Here is a 26,311-nt window from a genome sequence, read left to right as displayed (position 1 = left end):
TCCGGTGCCGATGAGCGACTGAGCGCGAAGCGATCAGGCTGGGGCGCAGGGCGGGGGCCGGGGCGGGCCGCGTTCGGGTGAGGGATGCATCAGCAAGCGCGGAGGCCTGAAAGGCCCGTGCTAGACGCTTCTATTCGGTGCTGCAACAGCTCACGTGGACATAGCCAATTCATTCGCCAAGGACCGCGTAGTGGTCCCTTTTCATCAGCGCATCATCTGCTCGAGCATCCTTTTCTGCTCGCTCAGCTCCTGTTGGCGCGCATCGATGCGTGCGGCCAGCGGGAAGTTGCCGCTGGCGCGACGCTTGGCGAAGTCCAGCTGCTCGATGGCCTGATCGAAGTCGCCCACCAGGGCAAAGTACTCGGCGCGGGCCTGGTGCAGTCCGATGGTGTTGCCGGCCAGGCCGCGCACTTCGGCCACCTGGTACCAGATGTCCGGGTCGTCAGAGCGGGTCTTGAGCAGGTTGTCGAGGACCTTCTCGGCTTCTTTCGGCTTGTTCTGCTTGAGCAGGAGGTCGCTGCGGGCCTGCTTCAGCGGGTAGCTGTTCGGGTACTGGACGAGCAACCGATCGACCCGCTGCTGGGCGTCGGCCAGGCGGTTGGCGGTGATGTCCAGGTCCACCTGGGCCAGGTTGTAGACGATCTCGTTGGGTGCCTTGGCCAGCAGGGGCGCCAGGTTCTCCCGCGCCTGGTTCAGCTGGCCGCCCTTGATCAGGGCAATGGCCAGGCCGTAGCGGGCTGCGTCCAGTTTCGGCTCTTCGTCGAGCATGGCGCGGAAGCGCTTGGTGGCGATGCCCGGGGTTTCCTCGAACATCAGCTGCACGCGGGCGCGCATCAACTGGTAGCGCAGGCTGTTCTCGATGCCGCCAGCGGGCAACTGCTCGGCGCGGTTGCGGGTGTCGGCGATGCGGGATTCGGTCACGGGGTGGGTCAAGAGGAATTCCGGCGGCTTGGCATCGTAGCGGTACTGGCGCATCAACCGCTCGAACATGCGCGGCATGGCGCGCGGGTCGTAGCCGGCTTTCTCCAGGTTGAGGATACCGATGCGGTCGGCTTCCTGTTCGTTCTGCCGGGAGAAGCGGCGCTGTTCCTGGATGGCCGCTGCCTGGGTGGACATGATAGCCGCCATGCCGGCATCACCGGCGCCTGCAGCCGCCGCGACTATGCCGGCGAGCATCGCCGCCATCACCGGAATCTGCATGCGTTGCTGGGCCTCGACGCCGCGGGCGAAGTGGCGCTGCGACAAGTGCGCCAGTTCGTGGGCCAGCACCGAGGCGTACTCGGCTTCGTTGGGGGCATAGAGGAAGAGGCCGCCGTTGACGCCGATGATTCCGCCGGGGGCGGCGAAGGCGTTGAGTTGCGGACTGTTGAGCAGCACGAATTCCAGCCGGCGGTCCTGCAGCTGGCTGGTTTCGGCCAGACGGTAGACACTGGTCTCGACATAGTCTTTCAGTTGCGGGTCGTTGAGTTGCGGTACCTGGCCGCGCAACAGGCTCAGCCAGGCGCGGCCGAGCTGGTGTTCCTGTTCCGGTGAAACGATGGAAGAGCTGGAATCCCCCAGCGACGGCAAGTCGTCGGCCATGACGGCTGGAGCGAGAAAACAGGCAAGCGTCAGCAGAGTGGGGCGCAGAAGATTCATGCACTGGGCTCGTTGGCGGCAAAGGCCTAACTGTAGCCTCCTGGCCTGCCGGCTGGCCAGGGTTGCGCTGCCTTGGGTATCCTAACCGCCCTCTCAAGTTTCAACGTCCGCGACCTTCCCGAGGGACCCGCGAGGCGCCTTCCCCGGAGAACCACCATGACTGACACCGCGAGTCGAACCGAGGCCTTCGACGCCGAGCTGGATGCCAGCGGCCTGAACTGCCCCTTGCCGCTGCTCAAGGCCAAGCTCGAGCTCAATCGCCTGCCCAGTGGGGCGGTGCTCAAAGTGATCGCCACCGACGCCGGCTCCCAGCGGGATTTTCGCGCTTTCGCGCAGCTGGCCGGGCACCAGTTGCTGCGGGAAGAGGTCGAAGACGGCGTGTTCCGCTACTGGCTGCGCAAGGCCTGACCCCCGGGTCCGGACGCCCGGGCCATTCAAGGATTTCCAATGCTCAAGGTGCTTCGCGACTGGGTTCAGCGCTATTTCTCCGATGAAGAGGCCGTGGTCCTCGCCGTGGTCCTGGTACTCGGCTTCGCCGCCGTCCTTACCCTCGGCAACATGCTTGCGCCGGTGCTTGCCGGGCTGGTACTGGCCTTCCTCATGCAGGGGCTGGTGAACCTGCTGGAGCGCCTGCGGCTGCCCCAGACCCTGGCGGTATGGATAGTCTTCGCGCTGTTCATCGGCGTCCTGGCGCTGATCATGGGTGTGCTGATGCCGCTGCTCTGGCAGCAGGTCAGCACCCTGCTCCAGGAGCTGCCGGGGATGCTCGGCGAATGGCAATCGCTATTGCTGCTGCTGCCCGAGCGCTATCCGCACCTGGTGACCGACGAGCAGGTGCTCAAGGCCATCGAAGTCACCCGCAGCGAAGTGGGCAAGTTCGGCCAGTGGGCGCTGACCTTCTCGCTGTCGAGCCTGCCGCTGCTGGTCAACATCATGATCTACCTGGTGCTGGTGCCCATCCTGGTGTTCTTCTTCCTCAAGGACCGCGAGCTGATCGGGCGCTGGCTCGTCGGCTACCTGCCCAGCGAGCGCGGCCTGATGACCCAGGTCTGGGACGAGATGAACACCCAGATCGCCAACTACATCCGCGGCAAGGTGATCGAGATCGTCATCTGCGGCGGCGTCACCTACGTCGCCTTCGTTTCCCTGGGCCTCAACTATGCGGCCCTGCTGGCCTTGCTGGTGGGGCTCTCGGTGATCGTTCCCTACATCGGCGCGGTGGTGGTGACAGTGCCGGTGGCGCTGATCGCGCTGTTCCAGTGGGGCTGGAGCGACCAGTTCATCTACCTGATGGTGGTCTACACCGTGATCCAGACCCTGGACGGCAATGTGTTGGTGCCACTGCTGTTCTCCGAGGCGGTGAACCTGCACCCGGTGGCGATCATCTGCGCCGTGCTGCTGTTCGGCGGGCTCTGGGGCTTCTGGGGGGTGTTCTTCGCCATTCCCCTGGCGACGCTGTTCAAGGCGGTGCTGGATGCCTGGCCCCGCGCTGGGCCTCCGGTCCAGGCGGGGAGCTGATTCCTAGTCACAAAAAAGGCCGCAATCGCGGCCTTTTTCGTTGTGGCGGGCTTCAGCCCTTGTTCAGCGCCTGGGCCGCGGCCAGCACGGCATCCACATGGCCCGGCACCTTCACGCCGCGCCATTCCTGGCGCAGCACGCCGTCCTTGTCGATCAGGAAGGTGCTGCGGTCCACGCCCAGGTATTCCTTGCCGTAGAGCTTCTTCAGCTTGATCACGTCGAACAGCTGGCAGAGCGACTCATCCTTGTCGGAGATCAGCTCGAAGGGGAATTCCTGCTTGCACCTGAAGTTCTCGTGGGACTTCAGGCCGTCGCGGGATGCGCCGAACACCACCGTGTTGGCCGCCAGGAAGGCCGCGTGCTGGTCGCGGAAGCCCTGGCCTTCGGTAGTGCAGCCGGGGGTGCTGTCCTTGGGATAGAAGTAGATCACCACTTGCTTGCCCTTGAGCGCCGACAGGCTGACCTCCTGGCCGCTGGTGGCCTGGGCGGTGAAGTCGGGGACGGGTTTGTCCAGGGATACGGCCATGTCTGCTTGCTCCTTAGGGGTGCTGCGGGCGCCAGGGTTCGATCAGCGCGTCCAGGTTCAGGGCATCGGCGAAGTCCAGGAACTGGTCGCGCAGCCAACTGATCTGGGTGCCGGCGGGCAGGGTCACGGTGATGGTGGCGTTGAGCATGGTGCTGCCGGTCTGCGGTGCCTGGTAGGTGTCGCAGGTGAGGTTCTCCAGCTCGATGCGATGATCGATGAAGAACTGGCACAGCTCGTTGAGGATATCCGGGCGGTACACCGCGCTGACGTAGGCCACGTAGGGCAGGGCCTGGGGGCGGATCTCCAGGGCGCTGCTGCGGGTCACGTTGGCCGTGAAGGCATGGCGCTTGGACAGCGCCGACAGGCCTGCTTCCAGCCGCGCCAGGCCGTCCCAGCTGCCGGAGATCTGCAGCACCAGGGCGCAGAACTCGCCATGGCGGGTCAGCCGGCTGCTGACCACTGCACAGCGGTTCTCCTGGCTGGCTCGGCACAGCACGTTGGTCAGCTCCATCGGGTTACGGCCCAGGGCACTGATCAGGAGGAATTGTTCGCGGGGCGGGGTGGTGGACATGCAGCGTTCCTAAAACGAGGGGAGGGCGGCCGGGCCGCGCTGTTCAAACAGGGAAGGTTAGCGAAAAGCGCAGCCGAGGGAAATGCCGGAGCCGCCTGACGGCCTCGCGTTCACCTTGTGCAAGGCCAGTGCCGACAGTACCATTACGGCTCTCTTTTTCCGGCAGGAGCGGTTGCATGATTGCGGGCAGTATGGTGGCACTGGTTACGCCCATGGATGCACAGGGTCAACTGGACTGGGATAGCCTGGCCAAACTCGTGGACTTCCATCTTCAAGAGGGCACCAACGCTATCGTCGCGGTCGGCACCACGGGTGAGTCCGCCACGCTGGACGTCAGTGAGCACATCGAAGTGATCCGCCGCGTGGTGGACCAGGTCAATGGCCGCATCCCGGTCATCGCCGGCACCGGTGGCAACTCCACCCGCGAGTCGGTCGAACTCACCGCCGCCGCCAAGAAGGTCGGCGCCGATGCCTGCCTGCTGGTGACCCCCTACTACAACAAGCCGACCCAGGAAGGCCTGTACCAGCATTTCCGCCACATCGCCGAAGCCGTGGCCGTCCCGCAGATCCTCTACAACGTACCCGGCCGCACCGTCTGCGACATGCTCCCGGAAACCGTCGAGCGCCTGTCCAAGATCAGCAACATCATCGGCATCAAGGAAGCCACCGGCGACCTGCAGCGCGGCCAGGAAGTACTGGATCGCGTCAGCAAGGACTTCCTCGTCTACTCCGGTGACGACGCCACCGCCGTCGAGCTGATGCTGATGGGCGGCAAGGGCAACATCTCGGTGACCGCCAACGTCGCCCCGCGCGCCATGGCCGACCTCTGCGCCGCCGCCATGCGTGGCGAGGCCGAAGCTGCCCGCGCCATCAACGACAAGCTGATGCCGCTGCACAAGGCCCTGTTCATCGAGTCCAACCCGATTCCGGTGAAGTTCGCACTGCACGAAATGGGATTGATCCCCGATGGCATCCGCCTGCCGCTGACCTGGCTCAGCCCGCGCTGCCATGAACCGCTGCGTCAGGCAATGCGCCAGTCCGGCCTGCTCGCTTAACCCAAGGAAGCATTACGCATGAAGCGACTGGCCGGACTTTCCGCTCTCGCCCTGATCATTTCCAGCACCAGCGGTTGCGGCTGGCTCTGGGGTCAAGATGGCTACTTCCGCGACCGTGGCAGCGACTACCTGGAAGCTCGCCAGACCGCGCCCATGCAACTTCCCCCGGCTGTCGACGCCAAGCGCCTCGACCCGCTGCTGCCGGTACCGATGAACGTGGCTGACAGCCGCGCCGAAGGTGAATTCGAAGTGCCCCGTCCGCAGGCCCTCCAGGCCAAGGGCGAGGTCAGCGACTACAGCCTGCAGAAGAGCGGCGACTCCCGTTGGGTGGTCGCCCAGCGCGTGCCCGCTGAAGTCTGGCCGGTGGCTCGCCAGTTCTTCGAGGACGGTGGCTTCCGCATCGCCGACGAGCGCCCGCAGACCGGTGAATTCAGCACCGACTGGCAGCGCCTCGACCAGCTCTCCGGTCCCCTGGCCCGCCGCCTGGGCAGCCGCGTCAGCGGCGTCGAGCCGGACAGCGAAGTTCGTGCCCGCGTGCGTATCGAGCCGGGTGTCCAGCGCAATACCAGCGAAATCTTCGTCCTGACCACCACCCGCCCGGCCGGCAGCACCGCCGACACCGGCTGGCCAAGTCGTTCCGACAGCCCGAGCCTGGAGGCCGCGCTGGTCGACGAAATGCTCGCCAGCCTGGCCCGCAGCGCAGAACAGGGCGGTTCCGTGTCCCTGCTCGCCGCCCGCGACTTCGACGCACCGAACCGGGTAACCCTCTCCGAGGATGGCAACGGCAACCCCATGCTCAGCCTCGGCGCCGACTTCGACCGCTCCTGGTCCAGCGTCGGCCGCGCCCTGGAAGCCGGCGACGTGCGCGTCGACGACATCAACCGCAGCCTGGGCGTCTACTACATCAACCTCGCCGAAGGCGCGGTGAAGAAGGATGAGAAACCCGGCTTCTTCAGCAGCCTGTGGGGCAGCGACCCCAGCGAAGAAGAGATCGAGGCGCGCGCCGAGCGCTACCAGGTTCGCCTGACCCGCGTCGGCGACAGCGTGCAGGTCACCGTGGAGAAGGACATCAACACCGTGGCCCCCGCCGATGTGGCGCGCCGCGTGCTGACCCTGATCCAGGAAAACCTCGGCTAAGCGTGGCTGGCCGCTCCATTCAGCGGCAGGCCGTGGAAACAACAAGGCGAAACCCCCGGGTTTCGCCTGTTTCGTTTGATAAAGGCGGAAAAACGACATGAGCACACCCACCAGCCTCAGCCTGAAGAAAATCTACTCGGGCAAGGTCCGCGACCTTTACGAAATCGACGCCAAGCGCATGCTGATGGTCGCCACCGACCGCCTCTCCGCGTTCGACGTGATCCTCGACCAGCCGATCCCGGAAAAGGGCAAGATCCTCACCGCCATCTCCAACTTCTGGTTCGAAAAGCTCAAAGGCGTGGTGCCCAACCACTTCACCGGCGACAAGGTGGAAGACGTGGTTCCGGCGGCCGAGCTGCCCCTGGTGGAAGGTCGCGCCGTGGTGGCCAAGCGCCTGAAGCCGGTGGCCGTCGAAGCCATCGTGCGTGGTTACATCGTCGGTTCCGGCTGGAAGGAATACCAGAAGACCGGCACCGTCTGCGGCATCCAGCTGCCGGCCGGCCTGAAGGAAGCCTCCAAGCTGCCGCAGCCGATCTTCACCCCCTCGACCAAGGCCGCCGTCGGCGACCACGACGAGAACATCTCCTTCGAGCAGTGCGAAGCCATCATCGGCAAGGAACTGGCCGCCAAGGTCCGCGACACAGCCATCGCCCTCTACAGCACCGCCGTCGAGTACGCCGCCACCCGCGGCATCATCATCGCCGACACCAAGTTCGAGTTCGGCATCGATGAAGACGGCACCCTGACCCTGATGGACGAAGTGCTGACCCCCGACTCCAGCCGCTTCTGGCCGGTGGAAAGCTATGTCGAAGGCAAGAATCCGCCGAGCTTCGACAAGCAGTTCGTCCGCGACTGGCTGGAATCCACCGGCTGGAACAAGGAACCGCCGGCCCCGGCCGTGCCCGCCGAAGTCGCCCAGAAAACCGCCGACAAGTACCGCGAAGCCCTGACCAAGCTGACTTCCTGATCCGTTCTTCTCCTCTCTCCCTCCGGGAGAGGGGGCGGGGGTGAGGGGGCTTCCCATTGCTGGGACTCACCCCACCTACGCAACCATCTGAAACCACGCGAAAAAAACTTGCCACGGGCTTCGCCAATGGCCGATGAGCTGGTATGATGCGCGCCGTTCGGGAAGATGCCGGAGTGGCCGAACGGGACGGATTCGAAATCCGTTGTGTCAGCAATGGCACCTAGGGTTCAAATCCCTATCTTCCCGCCATACTTGAAAAGCCCCGCAGATCCAGGTCTGCGGGGCTTTTTGTTTTCCGCGTGCTCCCCATAGGTTGGCGCCGAGCGCAGCGAGGCCCAACGTAAACGTGCTATCGCCACGTCGCCCCCATCCAGGCTGCGGCCCCGTCAGATGCGCGCTAGCGCGGCTCGGCAGTGCCTGTTTTCAGGCCGGCACCGTCATCAAATCGGCGAAGCGGCAGAAGTTGGCGGAAAAAGGGGAATAGATTCATTTGTTGTCGCTCCCCTGCATCCAGGCTGGGATATCCCTCATGCCATGCAGTACCCGCCACACGTCGATGTGATCGTCTCGCTCGATATAGAAGACCAGGTAGGGATAGCGCTTCAGCGACCAGGAGCGCAGTCCCGGCAGGTCGAGTTCGTGGGCGTACCTCGATGAGCCCGATTCGGGATGACGGCTGATGCGCTTGTAGGCACCCTCGGGTGCATCGATAAAGCCCAGTGCGGCTTGTTCCGCGTCTTCGTTCAGGTAGTAACCGACGGCGTCGTCGATATCCTGATTGGCCAGTGCCCGGGGAATTACGGGTTTGGCCTTCATGCCTTGGTGTTCCGTACCCGGTTGCGCAGTGCTTCGAAGTAGTTGTCATCAGCCGGGGCGGCGGGGGAGGAGGCGGCGCCTTCCAGGAGCAGGCTGCGCAGGCGCTGACGGTCCTGGTCCTTGCGGATCAGTTCGCGCACATATTCACTGCTGGTACTGTAGCCGCGCTGGCTGACCTGCTCATCGACAAAGCTCTTCAGGGCGTCGGGCAGGGAGATGTTCATGGTGCTCATGGATGCCACCTTTTGGCAAAATTTGCCAAAGCATGTTAGCACCTGGCTCCCGTTGCTGGAGTCGAAATTACAGGCACGAGCTGCCGAGTACCGACATGGGTGCGAAGGCCGCTGACGACAGGGGAAACACTCTGCAAAACCTGTTCTGTTGAATGCCTTGCCGGGCCTTTGTAAGGTGCGCGGCGTGAAGCCGGGCCCCTCTGGCGACTGATGGTCGCGATGTCGGAGTCACAGTCTGTACAACTTCGACTGTAAGGAGGGGCTTCATGAGCGCCCTAGAACCGTTCCTCTTCGCCGACTTCCTCGGCACGGCCACCTGGTTGTGGCTGGTTTTCATCGCTGTAGTGGCTTCCCTGCTGGCCTTCGACCTCGGCGTGCTGCATCGCGAAAATCGCGAAATCGGCGTGCGCGAGAGCCTGCTGCTATCCGCTGGCTACATCAGCGCCGGCCTGTTGTTCGGCTTGTGGGTGTTCTTCCAGAAGGGCGGCGACGCCAGCATGGATTACCTCACGGGCTTTCTCATCGAGAAATCGTTGTCGATGGACAACGTGTTCCTCATGGCGATGATCTTCAGCTTCCTGGCCATTCCTCGGCAGTACCAGCACAAGGTGCTGTTCTGGGGGATCATGGGCGTGATCGTGCTGCGCGCGATCATGATCGGCCTGGGTGCCGCGCTGATCCATGAGTTCAGCTGGATCCTCTATGTGTTCGGCGTGTTCCTCGCCATCACCGGGGTGAAGATGCTCTTCTCCAAGGTGGATGAGCATCCGAAACTGGACGACAACCTGCTGGTGAAATTCCTGCGCAAGCACCTTCGGGTCACTGATCGCCTGCATGAAGAGCGTTTCTTCGTCCGCCAGGCGGATGCTTCGGGCAAGAGCCTGCTGTGGGTGACGCCGCTGTTCCTTGCGCTGATCCTCATCGAGTGTGCCGACCTTGTGTTCGCCATCGACAGCGTGCCGGCGATCTTCGCCATCACCCAGGACCCGTTCATCGTCTACACCTCGAACATCTTCGCAATCCTCGGCCTGCGCGCCCTGTACTTCGCCCTGGCGGCGATGATCCATCGCTTCGCTTACCTGAAATATGCACTGGCCCTGGTGTTGGCGTTCATCGGCGCGAAGATCTTCCTGGTCGGTATCATCGGCAAGATTCCTGCGGTGATCTCTCTCTGCGTTACCCTGGGCCTGCTGATAGGCGGCGTGCTGGTGTCGATGTACAAGACCCGCGGCCAGCCGTTGGAGGAGGATCGGAAGGACCTTGCGACCTGACTCGTGAGCCGGTGGGAGGGGCCGAGAAGCGGCCCTTTCCGCGATGCTCGATGACTGAGCCCCTGAGCTCCCGGAGTTTCAGGGGCTTTCGCTTTTCCGGGCCGGCCAATCGTCAAACCCGGCAGTAAGGCGAGGCTGATCCGCAGGGCCCGAAAGCGCCTGCATGGGCGCATACTGGCAATCTTCGAGGATCTTTCCTGGCGAGGGCCTTCGATGTCTCATCCGCCTCCGGAAACCCGCAGCGTTCCTGGCTTCGATGAGGACGCGGAAAAACTGCTCGGAGTCGTTCAGCGCACCGTGGCCGAGTTGCGTCCACAAGCGGCGCCGGGATTGCGCGTCAGCTTGCACAGCGTGCTGGACCGCGACCTGGGCGTGGACAGCCTGGCGCGGGTCGAGCTCTGGTCGCGGATCGAACACGAGTTCGGCGTGCGTCTGCCGCAAGAACTGTTCGCCTCGGCCAGCACGCCCGCCGATGTGCTGCAGGTGCTGAGCGGCCGTTCCGCGGGCCGGTCTGTCCAGCCTGCCTCCGCAGTAGTTCCCGATTCGCCCGACAGCGTCGAGTGGCAGGCCCCGGATACCGCACGCACCCTGGTCGACGTATTGAACTGGCATGCGCAGCATCAGCCAGGGCATACCCACGTGCGCCTGCTGGATGACGACGACCGGCCGGAGGACATCAGCTACGGCGACCTGCAGCGCGAGGCCCGGGGCGTGGCGGCTGGGCTGCAACGCGGTGGCCTGCGCGCCGGAGAAACCGTGGCGCTGATGTTGCCAACCGGTCGCGACTTTCTGCGGGGCTTTTTCGGGATCCTGCTGGCCGGCGGCATCCCGGTGCCGATCTACCCGCCGCTGCGCCTGTCGCAGATCGAGGATCACCTGCGGCGCCAGGCGGGCATCCTGCGCAACGCCGAGGCCAGGGTCCTGATCACGGTGACGGAGGCGAAGCTGCTCGCCCAGTTGCTCCGCTCCCAGGTCCCGAGCCTTGCGCGTATCGCCAGCGTGGCCGAGCTGGCTGGCGAGGAACAGGAATGCATGACGCCGCCGCGGCAGCCGGAGGATATCGCCTTCCTGCAGTACACCTCAGGCAGCACAGGCCAGCCAAAGGGGGTGATGGTGAGCCACGCCAACCTGTTGGCCAACCTGCGTGCCATGGGGACCTCGCTCCGGGTGGGGCCACGGGATGTGTTCATCAGCTGGTTACCCATGTACCACGACATGGGGCTGATCGGCGCCTGGCTGGGCAGCCTGTACTACGGCTTCAGCCTGGTACTGATGTCGCCGTTGGCCTTCCTGGCCAGGCCGGCACGCTGGTTGTGGGAGATCCACCGCTTCCACGGCACCCTGTCGGCGGCCCCCAATTTCGCTTACGAGCTGTGCCTCGGCAAGATCACTGACGCCGATCTAGAAGGGCTTGACCTGAGCAGCTGGCGCCTGGCGCTCAATGGCGCCGAGCCGGTCAACCCGGGCACCCTGCAGCGTTTCACTGAGCGTTTCGCGCACTACGGCCTGGAGCCCGGTGCGCTGGCACCGGTCTACGGCCTGGCCGAGGGAACCCTGGGCGTAGCTTTTCCGCCATTGGGGCGCGGACCGCGGGTCGATCGGGTGCAGCGCGAGGCCTTCCAGGTCCAAGGCCAGGCTCTTCCCGCCAAGGCCGACGACGGCGCCACCCTGAGCTTCGTCTCCTGCGGCCGGCCGTTGCCGGGCCACCAGCTGCGCGTAGTCGATGGCAATGGCATCGAGCTGCCCGAGCGCCGGGAAGGCCGCCTGCAATTCAGCGGGCCGTCCACCAGCGCCGGTTACTACCGCGCCCCGGAGGAGACCCGCCGAGTGCTGCGCGACGGCTGGATGGACTCCCTCGACCTGGCCTACATGGCCGATGGCGAGCTCTACCTTACCGGCCGGTCCAAGGACCTGATCATCCGCGCCGGACGCAATATCTACCCCTACGATGTCGAAGCGGCGGTCGGCAGCCTCGCGGGCCTGCGCAAGGGCTGCATTGCGGTATTCGGAAGCCCGGACCCGGCCACGGGCACCGATCGCCTGGTGGTGATGGCGGAAAGTGCCGAGAAGGACTCGGCTGCATGTCAGAGACTGCGTCAGGCCATCAATCGGGTGGTGGTCGACCTGGCCGGCGTACCGCCCGACGATATCGTCCTGGCACCGCCCCGTAGCGTGCTCAAGACCTCCAGCGGCAAGATCCGCCGGGCCGCCTGCCGCGAGCTTTACCTGCGAGACGAAGTGGGACGGCCTGGGCTGGCTCCGTGGCGCCAGGTACTGCGCTTGCTGCTGCAGGCCATCTTTGGCTATTTCGGGCACGCTTGGCGATCGGGCCGCAGCCTGCCCTACGCCGTCTATATCTGGTTGCTGTTCTGGGTGGTCGCGCCACTGACCTGGTTGGGTGTGGCGATCCTGCCGAGCCAGCGCTGGTGCCGTGTCTTCACCCGGCTGGCTGCGCGCCTGTTCGTGCGCCTGGCTGGGGTTCCGTTCAGCGTCGAGGGAGTGGAGCATATGCCAAGGGCCGGGCCGAGCGTGCTGGCCGCCAATCATTCCAGCTACCTTGACGGCGTCATCCTTTGCGCGGCGCTACCGCCGCGGTTCGCCTTCGTCGCCAAGCGCGAGCTGGCGAGCCAGTGGCTCGCCGGCCTGTTCCTGCGCAAGCTCGGCGCGCGGTTCGTCGAGCGCTTCGACCTGCAACGCAGCGTCGCGGACAGTGAGGCCCTGGCCGAGGCGCTGGGGGCTGGCCAGGCCCTGGTGTTCTTCCCGGAAGGGACCTTCAGTCGCGCGCAGGGCCTGCGCCCCTTCCATATGGGCGCCTTCGTGCTCGCCGCGAACGCCGGTGTGCCCCTGGTGCCGGTCGCCATCCGGGGCACGCGCACGGTACTGCGCGACGGCCAGTGGTTCCCGCTACGGGAAGCGATCCACGTCAGCCTGTGTGCGCCATTGCTGGCGCAAGGACCCGGCTGGTCGGAGGCTATCAGCCTGCGGGATGCGGCGAGGGCGGAATTGCTTGAACACCTGGATGAGTCGGAACGCGCCCTGAGTTGCTCGTAAGTGGGGTAGGGCGGGACCGTTTCGTTTCATGGGGTGGGATCGGCAACCGGCTCGATCAACTGCGAATCGTCGTTCTGCGGGCTGTTGACCCGGATGGATACGGCGTGGCCGACGAAATCCTGCCGGGCGTTGCTCATGGCCGCCTGCACCTGCTCGCCCGGGGTGCTGGGGGTCAGCCACAGTTCGAACTGCTCGGGGGCCAGGATTACCGGCATGCGGTCGTGGATGGCCTGGATGGCGGGAGCGGCATCTTTCGTGAGCAATGCACAGGAGGTGATCTGCTGCCCGTCCGGGCTCCGCCAGGTTGTCCACAACCCCGCAATCGCCAGCACAGCATTGCTCCGGTCGTGAAGGTAGTAGGGCTGGTGGACCTTGCGGCCGCTGGTGCTGCGGACCTCCTGGTGCTGGTTCCACTCATACCAGCCCAAGGCCGGCATCAGGCAGCGATGGGTTCGCAGGCTCTGGCGCCACATGGGCTTGCTGGCGGCTTCTTCGCTGCGGGCGTTGAAGGACATGGCCGGTGGCTTGGCATCCTTCCACCAGGGCGGAATCAGTCCCCAGCGGGCCGGAACCACTTCCAGCTCTCCTGCTTCGTCCAGGCGCAGCATGGGCACGATGCTGGTCGGGGCCACATTGAAGCTCTGGATCCAGCGGCCGGAGTTCCGGGCGCCTATGTGCCAGTAGTCTTCGATGGCGCGATCCGCGGGGCTGACGTAACGGCCGCACATGGTTGGGTCCTCTGGGGGGATGCCTTCCAGCATAGGTAGTGAATCCAGAGGTGGATGGGGGCGCGCAGGTTGATTCTGAGCGGAGCCCACCAGGACGCGCTCTGTGCCCGGAATTGTTGGGCTTCGCAGGCTCAGCACCAACCTACAGCGTCCGCTCCGCACTCTGTGATGATGGCCTCTTGCCTTCACGAACGCCGGCGAAAATGTTCCAAAAAGGCGACCAAGTGCACATTTCGGCGTGAAAACAAAAAGAACCGAACGACGAACCGACCAGTCTCTTTTCCTAGGCCCGTCCCGAGGATGCCGTACCGGATGATGGCGCAATGCCATATCAGGCCTGCCTACAACCACTTCACAAGGATTGAAGTCATGTCCCACAAGAACAGTGTCAGACGTGTTGTTGGTTCTCTCGTTCTAGCCGCTTCCACTTCCACACTCGCCGCCCCGGCTGCCGAAGGCGACGCCTTCGGCGAGTTCTGGAGTCCGGGCAAACCCAACCCCTCTATCTGCAAGTCTCCGGTTCTGGTCGGCACACCGCTGGGCCTGCCGCGCTGTCTGGAGGCGAGCAATGTGATGACCCGCCTGCAGGAGCTGCAGGACATCGCCACCCTCAACGACGGCAATCGCGCCGCCGGCCTGCCGGGCTACAACGCCTCCATCGATTACGTGAAACAGACCCTGGAGCGCGCCGGCTACCAGGTGCTGGTGCAGCCGTTTCCCTTCACCGCTTTCTTCCCCAAGGGGCCGGGCACCCTGCAGGCGCTGGCGCCGCAGCCGGCCAGCTATGTCTGGGAGGAGGATTTCAACTACCTGTCGCAGACCGATCCGGGTGATGTCAGCGCCCCGGTGGTGGCGGTGGACCTGGCCCTGGGGGCCGGCAACACCTCCAGCAGCGGCTGCGAGGCGGAGGACTTCGCCGGTTTCCCCAGTGGCTCTATCGCCCTTATCCAGCGCGGTAGCTGCACCTTCGAGGTGAAGGCGGAGAACGCCGCGGCCGCCGGTGCGGTTGGCGTGATCATCTTCAACCAGGGCAACACCGAGGACCGCAAGGGGCTGGAGAACGTTACCCTGGGCGAGACCTACGAGGGCGGCATCCCGGTGCAGTTCGCCACCTATGACAACGGTGTGGCCTGGTCGCAGACCGCCGGCCTGCAACTGCGCATGGTGGTGGACGTGATCCGCGAGAAGACCGAGACCTTCAACCTGGTGGCCGAGACCCGCCGCGGCAATCCGAACAACGTGGTCATGGCCGGCGCGCACCTGGACTCGGTGTTCGAGGGGGCCGGTATCAACGACAACGGCTCGGGCAGCGCGGCCCTGCTGGAAATGGCCGTGCTGCTGCGCAAGGCGCACCCGCAGAACAAGGTGCGGTTCGCCTGGTGGGGCGCCGAGGAGTCCGGGCTGGTGGGCTCGACCTTCTACGTCAACAGCCTGAGCGACGAGGAGAGGAAGAAGATCAAGGCCTACCTCAACTTCGACATGATCGGCTCGCCGAACTTCGCCAACTTCATCTATGACGGCGACGGTTCGTCCTTCGGCCTGCAGGGCCCGCCCGGCTCGGCGGCCATCGAGGGTCTGTTCGAGGCCTACTTCAATCTGCGCGGTGAAGGCTTCGAGGGTACCGAGATCGACTTCCGCTCCGACTACGCGCAGTTCTTCGAAGTCGGCATCCCCTTCGGCGGCCTGTTCACCGGCGCCGAAGACATCAAGAGCGAGGAACAGGCGCAGAAGTACGGCGGCGCCGCCGGCCAGCCCTTCGATCCCTGCTATCACCAGGCCTGCGACGGTATCGGCAACATCGACCTGAATGCCCTGGAGATCAACGGGGATGCCATGGCCTTCGCCACCAGCTGGCTGTCGCTGTCCACCAAGATCATCGACGACGAGATAGCCGCCGCGCAGGAAGCGCAGGGCGCCACCACCCTGCGCAAGCAGGCGGTGCGCCAGGTCGAGCGCTGGGGTAACCACTACGTCAAATAACGGGCTGACCGCCTGACCTGCGGGAGCCGGGTGCTCCCGCAGGCCTTCTGTCTTTCCCTGATTGACCGGGAGAAGTCTGTACGATTAACTGTATATAAATACAGTATTCGTAGGATTTCCCCTAATGGCCTCGGTAGCTTTTATTGGCCCCATCGGCAGCCCATTCTTGGTGCTGCCGTTTTTCTCTTTCCGCAGCGGTCAGGCCTGATGGGCGCTGTCGTTGCCCTCGATACCCTGCTCAACGAGCGGCGGGTGTGGAAGGGCCAGTCCAGTGCGCAGCCAGCCAGCAGCGACCAGCCCACCGGCCTTGCTGCCCTGGATGCGGCCCTGTCCGGCGGTGGTTGGCCCGAGGCCGCGCTCAGCGAAATCCTCGTCCCGGCCACGGGGCTGGGCGAGTTGCGCCTGCTCTGGCCGACCCTGGCGCGGCTGACCGCCAGCGCCGAGCGTGTAGTGCTGGTGGCGCCACCCCATATCCCTTATCCCCAGGCCTGGCTGGCTGCCGGCGTGGACCTGCGCTGGCTGGCGCTGGTGGAAGCCAGTGGGCGTGACGCCCTCTGGGCGGCCGAGCAGTGTCTGCGTTCGGGCAGTTGCGGCGCGGTGCTCTGCTGGCCGCAGCAGGCCGACGACCGTGCCCTGCGCCGGCTGCAGGTGGCCGCCGAAACCGGCCAGACCCTGGCATTTGCCTACCGCCCGCTGGAGGCCGCCCTCAACCCCTCGCCGGCGGCCCTGCGCATCGCCGTCGAGGGCCGGCCGGCGCAGATGCGGGTACTCAAGTGCCGCGGCGGCTTGCCGCCGGCAGCGCCCATCGCCCTGGCCTGGTGAAGCCGCCATGCGCTGGGCCTGCATACTGCTGCCGCAGTTGGCGCTGGATGGCGTGCTGCGCGGTCACCCCGAGCCCGAGGCGCCCCTGGCGCTGGTCACCGGCACTCCGCAACGGCGCGTGCTGCGTGCCCTCAATCCGGCGGCCAAGGCGCTGGGGTTGCGACCCGGCCAGTCGCTGACCGCCGCCCACGTCCTGACCCGCGACTTCACCCTGGTCGAGTACGACCCGGCACAGATCGACCGCTGGCAGCAGCTGCTCGCCGCCTGGGCCTACCGCTTCAGTTCCCAGGTCAGCCTGCGTTATCCGCGCACGCTGCTGCTGGAGGTGGAATCCAGCTTCGCCCTGTTCGGCCCCTGGCCGCGCTTCGAGGCGCGTTTGCGCCGGGAACTGACGGCGCTGGGTTTTCGCCACCGCATAGTGGCCGCACCCAACCCGGCTGCGGCACGGATCCTGGCCAACGCCTACGACGGACTGGCGGTGGCGAGCCAGGATGAGCTGCGCCAGGCCCTGGGGCGGATGCCGGTGGAGCGCGTCGGCCTTGCCCGCGAGGCCGCCACCGCCTTTGCCCGCATGGGCCTGCGCAGCCTGGATCAGGTGCTGGCGCTGCCACGGCAAACGGTGGCCCGGCGTTTTCCGGCCGAAGTGCTGCAGCACCTCGACTGCCTGCTCGGCGAGCGGCCGCTGGCGCTGGAGTGCTACCGGCCGCCGGACGAGTTCGACGTGCGCATCGAGCTGAACTTCGAGGTGGAATCCCACCAGGCGCTGCTTTTCCCCCTGCGACGTCTCACCGCCGACCTGGCCGCCTTCCTCGCCGGCCGCGACAGCGGCGTGCAGCGCTTCATCCTGCACCTGGAGCACCGTGACCTCAGCGATACCCGGGTGCCGGTGGGCCTGCTCAGCGCCGAGCGCGAGGCGGCCATGCTTTTCGAACTGGCCCGCGGCCGCCTGGAGCAGTTACAAGTTCCGGCGCCGGTGCGCGCCTTCCGCCTGCAGGCGCGGGACCTGCCGGTCTTCGTGCCGGAGCGCCGCGAGCTGTTCGACGAACGCCCGCAACAATCCCTGCCCTGGGAACAGCTGCGCGAACGCTTGCGCGCGCGCCTGGGGGACGAGGCCGTACACAGCCTTGCTGCCCGCGCCGACCACCGTCCCGAGTGCGCCTGGCAACTGGACGGCGACGCCCCGCCGGCCGCGTTGCAACCCGGACCGCCACGTCCCGGCTGGCTGCTGCGCGAGCCCGTGCCCCTGCGCGAGGCGGCCCTGCGCATACTCGCCGGCCCCGAGCGCATCGAATCCGGCTGGTGGGACGGTGGCGACGTACGCCGCGACTACTACCTGGTGGAAACCCGCAGCGGCCAGCGCGGCTGGGCCTACCGGGCGGTGGGCGGGGAGGGGCCGTTGTTGCTGCACGGCTGGTTCGCATGAGCGCCTACGCCGAGCTGCACTGCCTGTCCAACTTCAGCTTCCAGCGCGGGGCCTCCAGCGCCACCGAGCTGTTCCAGCGCGCCGCACGCCACGGCTACCAGGCCCTGGCGATCACCGACGAATGTACCCTGGCCGGCGTGGTCCGGGCCTGGCAAGCCTCGAAGGACAGCGAGCTGCCTCTGGTGATCGGCAGCGAAGTGCGCGTCGAGGGCGGGCCCAAGCTGGTGCTGCTGGTGGAGAACCTGGCCGGTTACCAGCGCCTCTGTCGCCTCATCACCCAGGCCCGGCGCCGGGCGAAGAAGGGCGAATACCGCCTGCTGCGCGAAGACCTGGCCGAGCCAACGGACGGCCTGCTGGCCCTCTGGGTGCCCGACTTCGAGGACGACGACCGCGAAGGCCGCTGGTTGCGCGACTGTTTCCCCGAACGCCTGTGGCTGGCGGTGGAACTGCACCAGGGCCCGGACGATGCCGGGCGGCTGGCGCGCCTGTTGGCCCTGGCCGAAGGCCTGGGCATCCCGCCGGTGGCGACGGGCGATGTGCACATGCATGCCCGTGGCCGCCGCGCCCTGCAGGATTGCATGACCGCCGTGCGCCACCATTGCACCGTGGCCGAGGCCGGGCAGCGGCTGTTTCCCAACGGCGAGCGCCACCTGCGCAGGTGCGAGGTGCTGGCCGGAATCTATCCGGCGGAGCTACTTGCCGAATCGGTGCGCATTGCGCGTCGCTGCTCCTTCCACCTGGGCGAACTGAAGTACCAGTACCCCCACGAACTGGTGCCGGAAGGCCACAGCCCGAGCAGCTGGCTGCGCGAGCTGACCGAAAAGGGCATGGCCTGGCGCTGGCCGGAGGGGGCCAGCGCCAAGGCGTGGCGCCTGGCGGAAAAGGAGCTGCAACTGATCGCCGAGCTGAGCTACGAAAGCTACTTCCTCACCGTGCACGACATCGTCCGCTTCGCCCGCAGCCAGGACATCCTCTGCCAGGGTCGTGGTTCGGCGGCCAACTCCATCGTCTGCTTCGCCCTGGGGATCACCGAGATCGATCCCTCGCGCATGGAGATGCTCTTCGAGCGCTTTCTCTCCCGCGAACGCAACGAGCCGCCGGACATCGACGTGGACTTCGAGCATGAGCGTCGCGAAGAGGTCATCCAGTACGTGTTCCAGCGCTATGGACGGGGAAGGGCGGCGCTCACCGCAGTGGTCAGTACCTACCATGGCGCCGGAGCGGTGCGCGACGTGGCCAAGGCCCTCGGCCTGCCGCCGGACCAGGTCAACGCCCTGGCCGACTGCTGCGGCAGCTGGAGCGACCAGGCGCCGCCGCCCGATCGCCTACGCGAAGCCGGCTTCGACCCGGACAGCCCGGTGCTGCGCCGGGTGCTGGCGCTGACCGGCGAGCTGATCGGCTTTCCCCGCCACCTGTCGCAGCACCCTGGCGGCTTCGTCATTTCCGAGCAGCCGCTGGACAGCCTGGTGCCTGTGGAAAACGCCGCCATGGCCGAACGCACCATCATCCAGTGGGACAAGGACGACCTCGACCTGGTGGGGCTGCTCAAGGTGGATGTGCTCGCCCTCGGCATGCTCAGCGCCATTCGCCGCACCTTCCAGCTGCTGCAGCAGCATCGGGGCCGGGAGCTGACCCTGGCGAGCATTCCCGCCGAGGACGCCGCCACCTACGAGATGATCAGCCGCGCCGACACCATCGGCGTATTCCAGATCGAATCGCGGGCGCAAATGGCCATGCTGCCGCGGCTGAAACCCAGGACCTTCTACGACCTGGTGATCCAGGTCGCCATCGTCCGTCCCGGTCCCATCCAGGGCGACATGGTCCACCCCTACCTGCGCCGGCGAAACAAGGAGGAGCCGGTGGAATACCCCTCCAAAGAACTGCGGCCGGTCTTCGAGCGCACCCTGGGCGTGCCGCTGTTCCAGGAACAGGTGATGCAACTGGCGATAGTCGCCGCCGACTACACACCCGGCGAGGCCGACGAGCTGCGCCGCTCCATGGCTGCCTGGAAGCGCCACGGCGGCCTGGAACCGCACCGCAAACGCCTGACCGAACGCATGCTGGAGAAGGGCTACACGCCCGAGTTCACCGCGCGCATCTTCGAGCAGATCAAGGGCTTCGGCAGCTACGGCTTCCCCGAGTCCCACGCCGCCAGTTTCGCCCTGCTCACCTATGCCAGCTGCTGGCTGAAATGCCACGAGCCGGCGGCCTTTGCCTGCGCCCTGATCAACAGCTGGCCAATGGGGTTCTACAGCCCCGACCAGGTGCTGCAGGACGCCCGCCGCCACCACATCGAGGTGCGCCCGGTGGATGTCCGGCATTCCGCCTGGGACTGCTCCCTGGAGCCGGTGGGACAGGGCGATGAGCTGGCCATCCGCCTGGGGCTGCGCATGGTGCGCGGCTTCCGTGAGGAGGATGCGCGGCGCATCGAGGCGGCGCGGCCCTTCGCCAGCGTTGGTGACCTCTGCGACCGCGCCCATCTGGATGCCCGCGCCCGTGAGCTGCTGGCCGACTCCAGCGCCCTGCGCGGCCTGGCCGGGCACCGTCACAAGGCGCGCTGGGCGGTGGCCGGCGTGGAGGTGCAGGCACCGCTCTTCGCCGACTTGCCGGAGCAGGAGGAGGCGCAGGTGGCCCTGCCGTTACCCACGGTGGGCGAGGACCTGTACGCCGACTACGCCACGCTGGGCACCACCCTCGGGCCGCACCCCATGGCCCTGCTGCGTGGCGCTCTGCGCCAGCGACGCTGCCGCAGCTCGCGGGAGCTGCCGGCGGTGGAGCACGGGCGGCAGGTCCGCGTCGCCGGCCTGGTGGTGGGCCGGCAGCGCCCGCAGACCGCCAGCGGGGTGATCTTCGTCACCCTGGAAGACGAGCACGGCATGGTCAATGTGGTGGTCTGGAACGACCTGGCCGAACGCCAGCGCCGCGTCCTGGTGGGCTCGCGGCTGCTGCAGGTGGATGGCCGCCTGGAGGCGGTGGACGGCGTGCGCCACCTGATCGCCCGCCGCCTGCAGGACCTCACGCCACTGCTTTCAGGACTCGATGTGAAAAGTCGGGATTTTCATTAGATAGGCGAAGATGGCTACACGTTGCTCTCGGCTTCCTGCGTGCTCCATGTAGGTTGGGCAGAGCGCAGCGAAGCCCAACGAGGCTCAGGCTCGACCCCGCCAGCTCAGCCGCAACCTAGGTAAATCTGCCTGGGAGATGAGAGAAGCGCGACATAGCCCGCGGGAGCGAATTCATTTGCGATCGAAATCGCTCCCACGGGAATCTTCAGTGCGGAGTGAGCGGCGCACCCTTCACCTTGTGCCGCCGGAACGAGCGCGAGGAGTGGGGCGGCGAAGGCCGGTCGTGATGATGGTGGTGATGGTGGGAGATCCTGAGCATGGCCCAGAGCAGCGCTACCGCTGCCAGCAGCCAACCCAGGACCATCAAGGCTATGAAGATTTCGGGACCCATTGCGAACCGCCTCTGGCGCCAAAGTGTAGGACGCACCCCCAGAGTCTAGTCAGACCAATATGACGGTCGCTTGAAGCAGGATGCCTTTGGTCGGTTGGCGGCGTGGAATCAGACGGGACGTCGTGGCCGGGCGCGCATCAGCTCGATGAAGTGGCGGGCGCCCAGGCCCAGTGGACGGCTGTTGGACCAGACCACGTCAACCCAGAGGTGGAAGGCGTCGGTGACATTGTCCAGCTCCACCTGCACCAGGCTTCCGGCCGCCAGGTACGGCTGCACCAGGGAAAAGGGCAGCAGGCCCCAGCCGAGGCCGCACTGCATCAGGCTCAGGGCTGCGGTGTGATTGTCGGTACGCCAGTGCCGGTGGGCCTGGAGGAAGCGTGGCGCCTGCTGCTCCGGATCACGGCTGGCGACCACTATCTGGCGGTGTCCGGCCAGGTCCTCGATGCGCAGCCGGCGGCCTCCCGACAGGGCCGGGTGCTGGGGCGCCATCACCGCCACCAGACGTTCCTGGGCCACCTCCTGGCAGTTTTCGCGGGCGTCGAAGTTGGGGCTCTCGAAGACCAGTGCCAGCTGCACCCGACCTTCGTGGAGCAGGCGGATGGCATCGTCCTGGGGCGTCGCCAGCACCTCCACTTCCAGCAATGGATAACGCTCGGCCAGGGCGACCAGCGGCGGCGCCCAGTCCGAGGCCAGCAGTTCCGGGGCTATGGCCAGGCTCAGGCGGCTTTCCAGCCCTTCCGACAGCGCCCTGGCCTGGGCATCCCAGGCGGCGAACTGCTGCAGCATGAAGCGCGCCTGGGGCTCCAGGGCGCGGGCGGCCTCGGTGGGCCGTGGTTCTCGGCCGCTGCGGTCGAACAGGCTGAGGCCCAGGTCGGCCTCCAGGTTGGCGATGCTCATGCTCACCGCCGAAGGCACCCGGCCGAGGGCGCGGGCCGCCGCGGAAAAGGAGCCTTTGTCGAGAACGGCGAGGAAGACCTGGATGCTGTCGGTGCTGGGAATCATCTGTCAATTTTCCTGAAAGAAGCTGACTTATTACTTCAGGAGAATAGAAATACAGTGGCCGCATTTCCCGTGCAACGACAGGAGTGGCGCCATGCAGGGCCCTCGGAGAAAACTGCTGCAGGCCGTCGCCCACGAGGGTTTCGCCCTGCTGCTGATCACCCCGGCAATCGCCTGGACATTCGGCTCGGACCTCGGCCATGCCGGTGGGCTGACGTTGCTGCTGTGCAGCACGGCCATGCTCTGGAACATGGCCTTCAACAGCCTGTTCGAAGCCTGGGAGGCGAGCCGCCGCGACCCGCGCCGCACGCTGGTGCGACGCGTGCTGCATGCCTGCGGTTTCGAACTGGGGCTGGCCCTGCTGACCGTGCCGATGATCGCCTGGTGGCTGGCGATAACCTGGTGGCAGGCGCTGCTCACCGATGGCGCGCTGAGCCTGTTCTTCCTCGGCTACACCCTGGTGTTCCAATGGGTCTTCGACCTGGCCTTCGGCCCGCCGGCTGCGACCCTGGGCGCGGGTGCCGCTACTTGCACTCCTCCTCCATGCTGCGGCGGGCCTTGTCGGTAGGCGCATTGCGGTACTGCTCGGTCCAGAACTGGCACTTGGTGTCGCTCAGCCGGCGCTGTTCCTCCAGCCTCTGCAGGCGCTCGTTGTCTGCACGCTGGGTGGCGTTGTAGTTCTCTTCGTACTTCTGCAGGCGCTCCTCGCTGCCGGTGGGCGGTGCAGGGGCTGGTTGGGGCGGGGTGGGCGGCGGCGTGAGGACCTGGCTGACCGGGGCTTCGGCGTCAGCCATGTAGAGCCGGTAACCGAGGTAGCCGGTCAGGCCTATGGCGATGAAACCGAGCCACACCCCCAGCGCGACGCTGAGGGTCAGGACCAATGGGTTGAAGCTGATGCGCAGGATGCGGCGGCGTTGCTGGACCATGGGGCCTCCGAAGCGTTGGGCGGCACATTCAGTGTACCTCCAGCACCTCGAACGTCTGCGTGCCATTGCCGATGACGACGGCCACCTCGGCGCCTTCGGCCTTGCCCAGCAGGGCCTGGCCCAGGGGCGAGCGGGGGCTGATCACGGTAATCTCCCGGCCTTGGTCCACCACCTTCAAACCGGCGGCCTCGGGGCCGAGGAACAGCCACTGCTCGCCGCCATCCTCGTTGGCCAGCACCACCAGGGCACTTAGCTGGATGCCCCGGGCGGGATCGAAGGGACGCAGGCTGAGGTTCTCGAAGAGACCCAGCGCCTGTTTGATCTCGGCGGCACGGCGGGCCTGGCCGGTAGCCAGGTAGGAGGCTTCCAGGCCGAGGGTGTCGTATTTGTTCTCGGCGATGTTCTCCGCATGGGTCGCCGCCTCGTAGGCGGTCTGCGCGGCGCGCTGCAGCAGCTGCAGGTCGGCGCCGAGCTTGTCGAGGATCAGGCGGTGGATATGGGCTTTGTCCATGGGCGCGGGGTCGGCTGGGCGTGGCTGGGTATTCTAAGGTCCTTCCCGGCGAGACGGGGAGGCTGGCTTGTACAAATGGGCGATGAAGTTGTGCACAGAGTTGGCGCAGAAGGACGTCAGTACCAGCTTTGGAAATGTTTCTGGAGCCCCTTTTTCGCACCATTCATCGTTGCCTGGAACGCCCGTGCAACACAGGTTGCAGCTGGGTTTTCGGGTTGAATGCTCCGTAAAGGGGCGAGCCGGGTATTGACAACCGACAGTTGTGCACAGTCGCGAAGCAGCTTCGCAAAAGACTCGTGGATTGCTCGCTAAGCGCTTGATTCTCTGTGCTGATTTTGTAAGTGTATGAAAAATAAGGAGTTTTTTGATTGGTGAAAAAATCATCAGTTTGAGTGGAGGCCCCGATCCACTAGCACTTGGTGACGTTTCGAGCATCTTCTGCACAGAGTTATCCACAGCTTCTGTGGATTGTCCCGAGCACTTGCTCTAGAACGCGACCTGCGGCAATTGCAAGACTTTACCTGGCAAAAAAAAAGAGTAGAGTTGCGCGCCTTTCCGGCCACCTGCCCTCAATTCATGAAGTACCGCGTCCCTGCCGATTCCGCTTCCACCTCGCAAACCCTGCCGACGCGCGTCGCCCTGTGGCTGCTGGACAGCCCGCGACTGGGCCAGGCGCCGAGCGTGAAGCGATTCGCCGGCAAGCTGCTCAAGCAGCCGGCGCGGGAAGGGGTGGTGGCAGCGCAGAGCCGCCTGGGCCAGATGCTCTGCCGAGACTGCGGCAATAACCGCGATCGCCGCATCGGCCTGGACATGCTGCGTCAGGCCGCCCGCGCCGGCGACCGCCGCGCGCAGCTGGAGCTGGGCCGCCTGTGCAGCCTTCCGCGCATCAATGAACCGCAGCAGGCCCGTCACTGGCTGGAACAGGCCGCGGCCCAAGGCTCCCACGAAGCGGAGCGACTGCTCAGCCGCCTCCCGCTGCAATCCTGATCGCACCGCCAGCGGCTGGGTATACTCCCGCCATTCCAGCGCGGAGTCCCCATGCCCATTGATATCCCCAACCTGCTGATCGGCTTTTTCGTCGCCGCCCTGCCCCTGCTCGGCCTGGCCTGGCAGCAGTACCGGCGCCTGACCTCGCTCCAGGCCGAACAGGCCCTGCTCGAAGAGCGCCTGGCCAATGCCCAGTTGGCCCAGGACGGCCTGACGGTGCAACTGGACGACAGCCGCGAGGAAAACCGCGAACTCGGCCAGCTCAATGCTGCCCAACAGGCCGAGCTGGCGGCCCTGCGCCGCGAGGCCGAGCTGCTTGGCGTCGAGCGCCAGAGCGCCCGCGAGGCCTTGCAGGCCTGGAACCAGGAGCGCGAGCGCAAGGAGGCCGAACTGCGCCGCCTGGCCGCCGAACGTGCCGGCCTGGAGGCCGAGCTGAGGGAGCAGCGCGACGCCCATGAGCAACGCCTGGGTGACCTGCAGGCCGCCCGTGATGACTTGCGCGCACAGTTCGCCGAACTCGCCGGGAAGATCTTCGACGAACGCGAGCAGCGTTTCGCCGAGACCAGCCAGCAACGCCTCGGCCAATTGCTCGACCCGCTCAAGGAACGCATCCAGGCCTTCGAGAAACGGGTGGAGGAAAGCTATCAACAGGAAGCCCGCGAACGCTTCTCCCTGGGCAAGGAGCTGGAGCGCCTGCAGCAGCTCAACCAGCGCCTGGGCGACGAAGCCACCAACCTCACCCGCGCCCTGAAAGGGCAGAAGACCCAGGGCAACTGGGGCGAGCTGGTGCTGGAGCGGGTGCTGGAGCATGCCGGCCTGGAGAAGGGCCGCGAGTACCAGACCCAGGTCAGCCTGAAGAGTGCCGAGGGCGAGCGTTTCCAGCCCGACGTGCTGATCCAGCTGCCGGGGGACAAGCAGGTGGTGGTGGACGCCAAGGTCAGCCTGACCGCCTACCAGGCGTTGATCGCCGCGGAAGACGAAGCCGCCCGTAGCCTGGCCCTGAAGCAGCATGTGCTGTCGCTGCGCAGCCACCTGAAGGGCTTGTCGGTGAAGGACTACCAGCGCCTGGATGGCCTGCACAGCCTGGACTTCGTGCTGCTCTTCGTCCCTATAGAAGCTGCCTTCGCCGCTGCCCTCCAGGCCGACCCCAGCCTGTTCCAGGAAGCGTTCGAGCAGCACATCGTGATCGTCAGCCCGACCACATTGCTGGCTACCCTGCGGGTGATCGACAGCCTCTGGCGCCAGGAGCGGCAGAGCCAGAACGCCCGCGAGATAGCCGAGCGCGCCGGGGCGCTCTACGACAAGTTCGTCGCCTTCGTCCAGGACCTGGACGAGATGGGCAGCCGCCTGCAGCAACTGGACAAGGCCTACGCCAATGCTCGCAACAAGCTGGTGGAAGGCCGCGGCAACCTGATCAGCCGGGTGGAGAACCTCAAGCTCCTCGGTGCCCGCGCCAGCAAGAGCCTGCCCAATGACCTGCTGGAGCGGGCTGCGGAGTTGCCGTTGCTGGATGAGCAGGTGGAAGGCTGAGGTTCCATTCGCAGAGTCACCGTAGGTTGTGGCTGAGTGAAACGAAGCCCAACGTTTTCGGGCGGGTTCGGTGTTGGGCTTCGCTGCGCTCTGCCCAACCTACGGCAGCCCTTCGGGCTGCTGGGGCGGGCGGCGGGGTTGCCGCTGCTGGATGAGCAGGTCGAGG

23 protein-coding genes and 1 tRNA gene are annotated in these 26,311 nt (G+C 66.0%); 15 read left to right on the top strand and 9 right to left on the bottom strand.

From position 1 onward, the window contains the following. Positions 1–204 precede the first annotated feature (204 nt). A complete protein-coding gene (locus E8F11_RS02155; RefSeq protein ID WP_280287163.1) occupies positions 205–1,638 on the bottom strand; it encodes a M48 family metalloprotease in 1,434 nt (477 codons plus the stop codon). Between the two features lie 156 nt (positions 1,639–1,794). Here E8F11_RS02155 and E8F11_RS02150 point away from each other — a divergent pair, with 156 nt between their 5' ends. Further along, a complete protein-coding gene (locus E8F11_RS02150; RefSeq protein WP_280287162.1) occupies positions 1,795–2,046 on the top strand; it encodes a sulfurtransferase TusA family protein in 252 nt (83 codons plus the stop codon). A gap of 39 nt (positions 2,047–2,085) precedes the next feature. Continuing rightward, a complete protein-coding gene (locus E8F11_RS02145) occupies positions 2,086–3,156 on the top strand; it encodes an AI-2E family transporter (RefSeq protein ID WP_280287161.1) in 1,071 nt (356 codons plus the stop codon). Between the two features lie 52 nt (positions 3,157–3,208). On the opposite strand, the gene E8F11_RS02140 is transcribed toward E8F11_RS02145, so the two are convergent. Continuing rightward, the gene (locus E8F11_RS02140) at positions 3,209–3,682 is read right to left on the bottom strand and encodes a peroxiredoxin (RefSeq protein ID WP_280287160.1); all 474 of its coding nucleotides are present in this window, start codon (positions 3,680–3,682) and stop codon (positions 3,209–3,211) included. Between the two features lie 13 nt (positions 3,683–3,695). Next, positions 3,696–4,253, bottom strand: a complete 558-nt coding sequence (locus tag E8F11_RS02135; protein ID WP_280287159.1) for a glycine cleavage system protein R — start codon at positions 4,251–4,253, stop codon at positions 3,696–3,698. A gap of 176 nt (positions 4,254–4,429) precedes the next feature. Between E8F11_RS02135 and dapA the strand changes: the two genes are divergently transcribed. From dapA to E8F11_RS02115, 4 genes are all read left to right on the top strand, one after another. Then, positions 4,430–5,308 (top strand): 4-hydroxy-tetrahydrodipicolinate synthase, encoded by an 879-nt coding sequence (dapA, locus tag E8F11_RS02130; protein ID WP_280287158.1) that lies wholly within the window; start codon positions 4,430–4,432, stop codon positions 5,306–5,308. An 18-nt stretch (positions 5,309–5,326) separates the two neighbouring features. Next, positions 5,327–6,445 (top strand): outer membrane protein assembly factor BamC, encoded by a 1,119-nt coding sequence (gene bamC / locus E8F11_RS02125; protein WP_280287157.1) that lies wholly within the window; start codon positions 5,327–5,329, stop codon positions 6,443–6,445. Between the two features lie 97 nt (positions 6,446–6,542). After that, the gene (locus E8F11_RS02120; protein ID WP_280287156.1) at positions 6,543–7,412 is read left to right on the top strand and encodes a phosphoribosylaminoimidazolesuccinocarboxamide synthase; all 870 of its coding nucleotides are present in this window, start codon (positions 6,543–6,545) and stop codon (positions 7,410–7,412) included. 159 nt (positions 7,413–7,571) lie between these two features. Then, positions 7,572–7,661, top strand: a tRNA-Ser gene (locus E8F11_RS02115). 237 nt (positions 7,662–7,898) lie between these two features. Here the strand turns inward: E8F11_RS02115 and E8F11_RS02110 are convergent. Next, complete coding sequence (locus tag E8F11_RS02110) at positions 7,899–8,228, bottom strand: type II toxin-antitoxin system RelE/ParE family toxin (protein WP_280287155.1); 330 nt, start codon at positions 8,226–8,228, stop codon at positions 7,899–7,901. Next, positions 8,225–8,461: a type II toxin-antitoxin system ParD family antitoxin gene (locus tag E8F11_RS02105; RefSeq protein WP_280287154.1), complete on the bottom strand. Its 237-nt coding sequence runs from the start codon at positions 8,459–8,461 to the stop codon at positions 8,225–8,227. Before E8F11_RS02105 ends, E8F11_RS02110 begins: the two co-directional genes overlap by 4 nt. 266 nt (positions 8,462–8,727) lie before the next feature. Here E8F11_RS02105 and E8F11_RS02100 point away from each other — a divergent pair, with 266 nt between their 5' ends. Then, a complete protein-coding gene (locus E8F11_RS02100; RefSeq protein ID WP_280287153.1) occupies positions 8,728–9,732 on the top strand; it encodes a TerC family protein in 1,005 nt (334 codons plus the stop codon). 213 nt (positions 9,733–9,945) lie between these two features. After that, on the top strand, positions 9,946–12,783 hold the full coding sequence (locus E8F11_RS02095; RefSeq protein ID WP_280287152.1) for an AMP-binding protein: 2,838 nt from the start codon (positions 9,946–9,948) through the stop codon (positions 12,781–12,783). Positions 12,784–12,809: 26 nt separating this feature from the next. Here the strand turns inward: E8F11_RS02095 and E8F11_RS02090 are convergent, their stop codons facing one another. After that, on the bottom strand, positions 12,810–13,511 hold the full coding sequence (locus tag E8F11_RS02090) for an SOS response-associated peptidase (RefSeq protein WP_280287151.1): 702 nt from the start codon (positions 13,509–13,511) through the stop codon (positions 12,810–12,812). A 369-nt stretch (positions 13,512–13,880) separates the two neighbouring features. Here E8F11_RS02090 and E8F11_RS02085 point away from each other — a divergent pair, with 369 nt between their 5' ends. From E8F11_RS02085 to E8F11_RS02070, 4 genes are all read left to right on the top strand, one after another. After that, a complete protein-coding gene (locus E8F11_RS02085; protein ID WP_280287150.1) occupies positions 13,881–15,491 on the top strand; it encodes a M28 family metallopeptidase in 1,611 nt (536 codons plus the stop codon). 207 nt (positions 15,492–15,698) lie between these two features. After that, positions 15,699–16,313: a translesion DNA synthesis-associated protein ImuA gene (gene imuA, locus E8F11_RS02080; RefSeq protein ID WP_280287149.1), complete on the top strand. Its 615-nt coding sequence runs from the start codon at positions 15,699–15,701 to the stop codon at positions 16,311–16,313. A gap of 7 nt (positions 16,314–16,320) precedes the next feature. Further along, the gene (locus E8F11_RS02075; RefSeq protein ID WP_280287148.1) at positions 16,321–17,736 is read left to right on the top strand and encodes a DNA polymerase Y family protein; all 1,416 of its coding nucleotides are present in this window, start codon (positions 16,321–16,323) and stop codon (positions 17,734–17,736) included. Then, complete coding sequence (locus tag E8F11_RS02070) at positions 17,733–20,801, top strand: error-prone DNA polymerase (protein WP_280287147.1); 3,069 nt, start codon at positions 17,733–17,735, stop codon at positions 20,799–20,801. Before E8F11_RS02075 ends, E8F11_RS02070 begins: the two co-directional genes overlap by 4 nt. Before the next feature lie 499 nt (positions 20,802–21,300). Here E8F11_RS02070 and E8F11_RS02065 read toward each other — a convergent pair whose 3' ends face one another. After that, positions 21,301–22,194 (bottom strand): LysR family transcriptional regulator, encoded by an 894-nt coding sequence (locus E8F11_RS02065; RefSeq protein WP_280287146.1) that lies wholly within the window; start codon positions 22,192–22,194, stop codon positions 21,301–21,303. A 91-nt stretch (positions 22,195–22,285) separates the two neighbouring features. Between E8F11_RS02065 and E8F11_RS02060 the strand changes: the two genes are divergently transcribed. Beyond that, the gene (locus E8F11_RS02060) at positions 22,286–22,759 is read left to right on the top strand and encodes a PACE efflux transporter (protein WP_280287145.1); all 474 of its coding nucleotides are present in this window, start codon (positions 22,286–22,288) and stop codon (positions 22,757–22,759) included. Here the strand turns inward: E8F11_RS02060 and E8F11_RS02055 are convergent. Together E8F11_RS02055 and E8F11_RS02050 are read right to left on the bottom strand one after the other, a co-directional pair. Beyond that, on the bottom strand, positions 22,716–23,117 hold the full coding sequence (locus tag E8F11_RS02055; protein ID WP_280287144.1) for a hypothetical protein: 402 nt from the start codon (positions 23,115–23,117) through the stop codon (positions 22,716–22,718). The genes E8F11_RS02060 and E8F11_RS02055 overlap by 44 nt on opposite strands. A gap of 28 nt (positions 23,118–23,145) precedes the next feature. Beyond that, positions 23,146–23,628 (bottom strand): GreA/GreB family elongation factor, encoded by a 483-nt coding sequence (locus E8F11_RS02050; RefSeq protein ID WP_280287143.1) that lies wholly within the window; start codon positions 23,626–23,628, stop codon positions 23,146–23,148. A 576-nt stretch (positions 23,629–24,204) separates the two neighbouring features. Here E8F11_RS02050 and E8F11_RS02045 point away from each other — a divergent pair. Then, positions 24,205–24,615 (top strand): sel1 repeat family protein, encoded by a 411-nt coding sequence (locus tag E8F11_RS02045; protein WP_280287165.1) that lies wholly within the window; start codon positions 24,205–24,207, stop codon positions 24,613–24,615. A 165-nt stretch (positions 24,616–24,780) separates the two neighbouring features. After that, positions 24,781–26,145, top strand: a complete 1,365-nt coding sequence (gene rmuC, locus E8F11_RS02040; RefSeq protein ID WP_280287164.1) for a DNA recombination protein RmuC — start codon at positions 24,781–24,783, stop codon at positions 26,143–26,145. The last annotated feature ends 166 nt before the right edge of the window (positions 26,146–26,311 follow it).

Source organism: Pseudomonas sp. BN417, from assembly GCF_029871205.1.
Classification (GTDB): domain Bacteria; phylum Pseudomonadota; class Gammaproteobacteria; order Pseudomonadales; family Pseudomonadaceae; genus Metapseudomonas.
The sequence above is the reverse complement of the archived record's forward strand: the minus strand, read 5'-3'. Positions and strand labels throughout refer to the sequence as shown.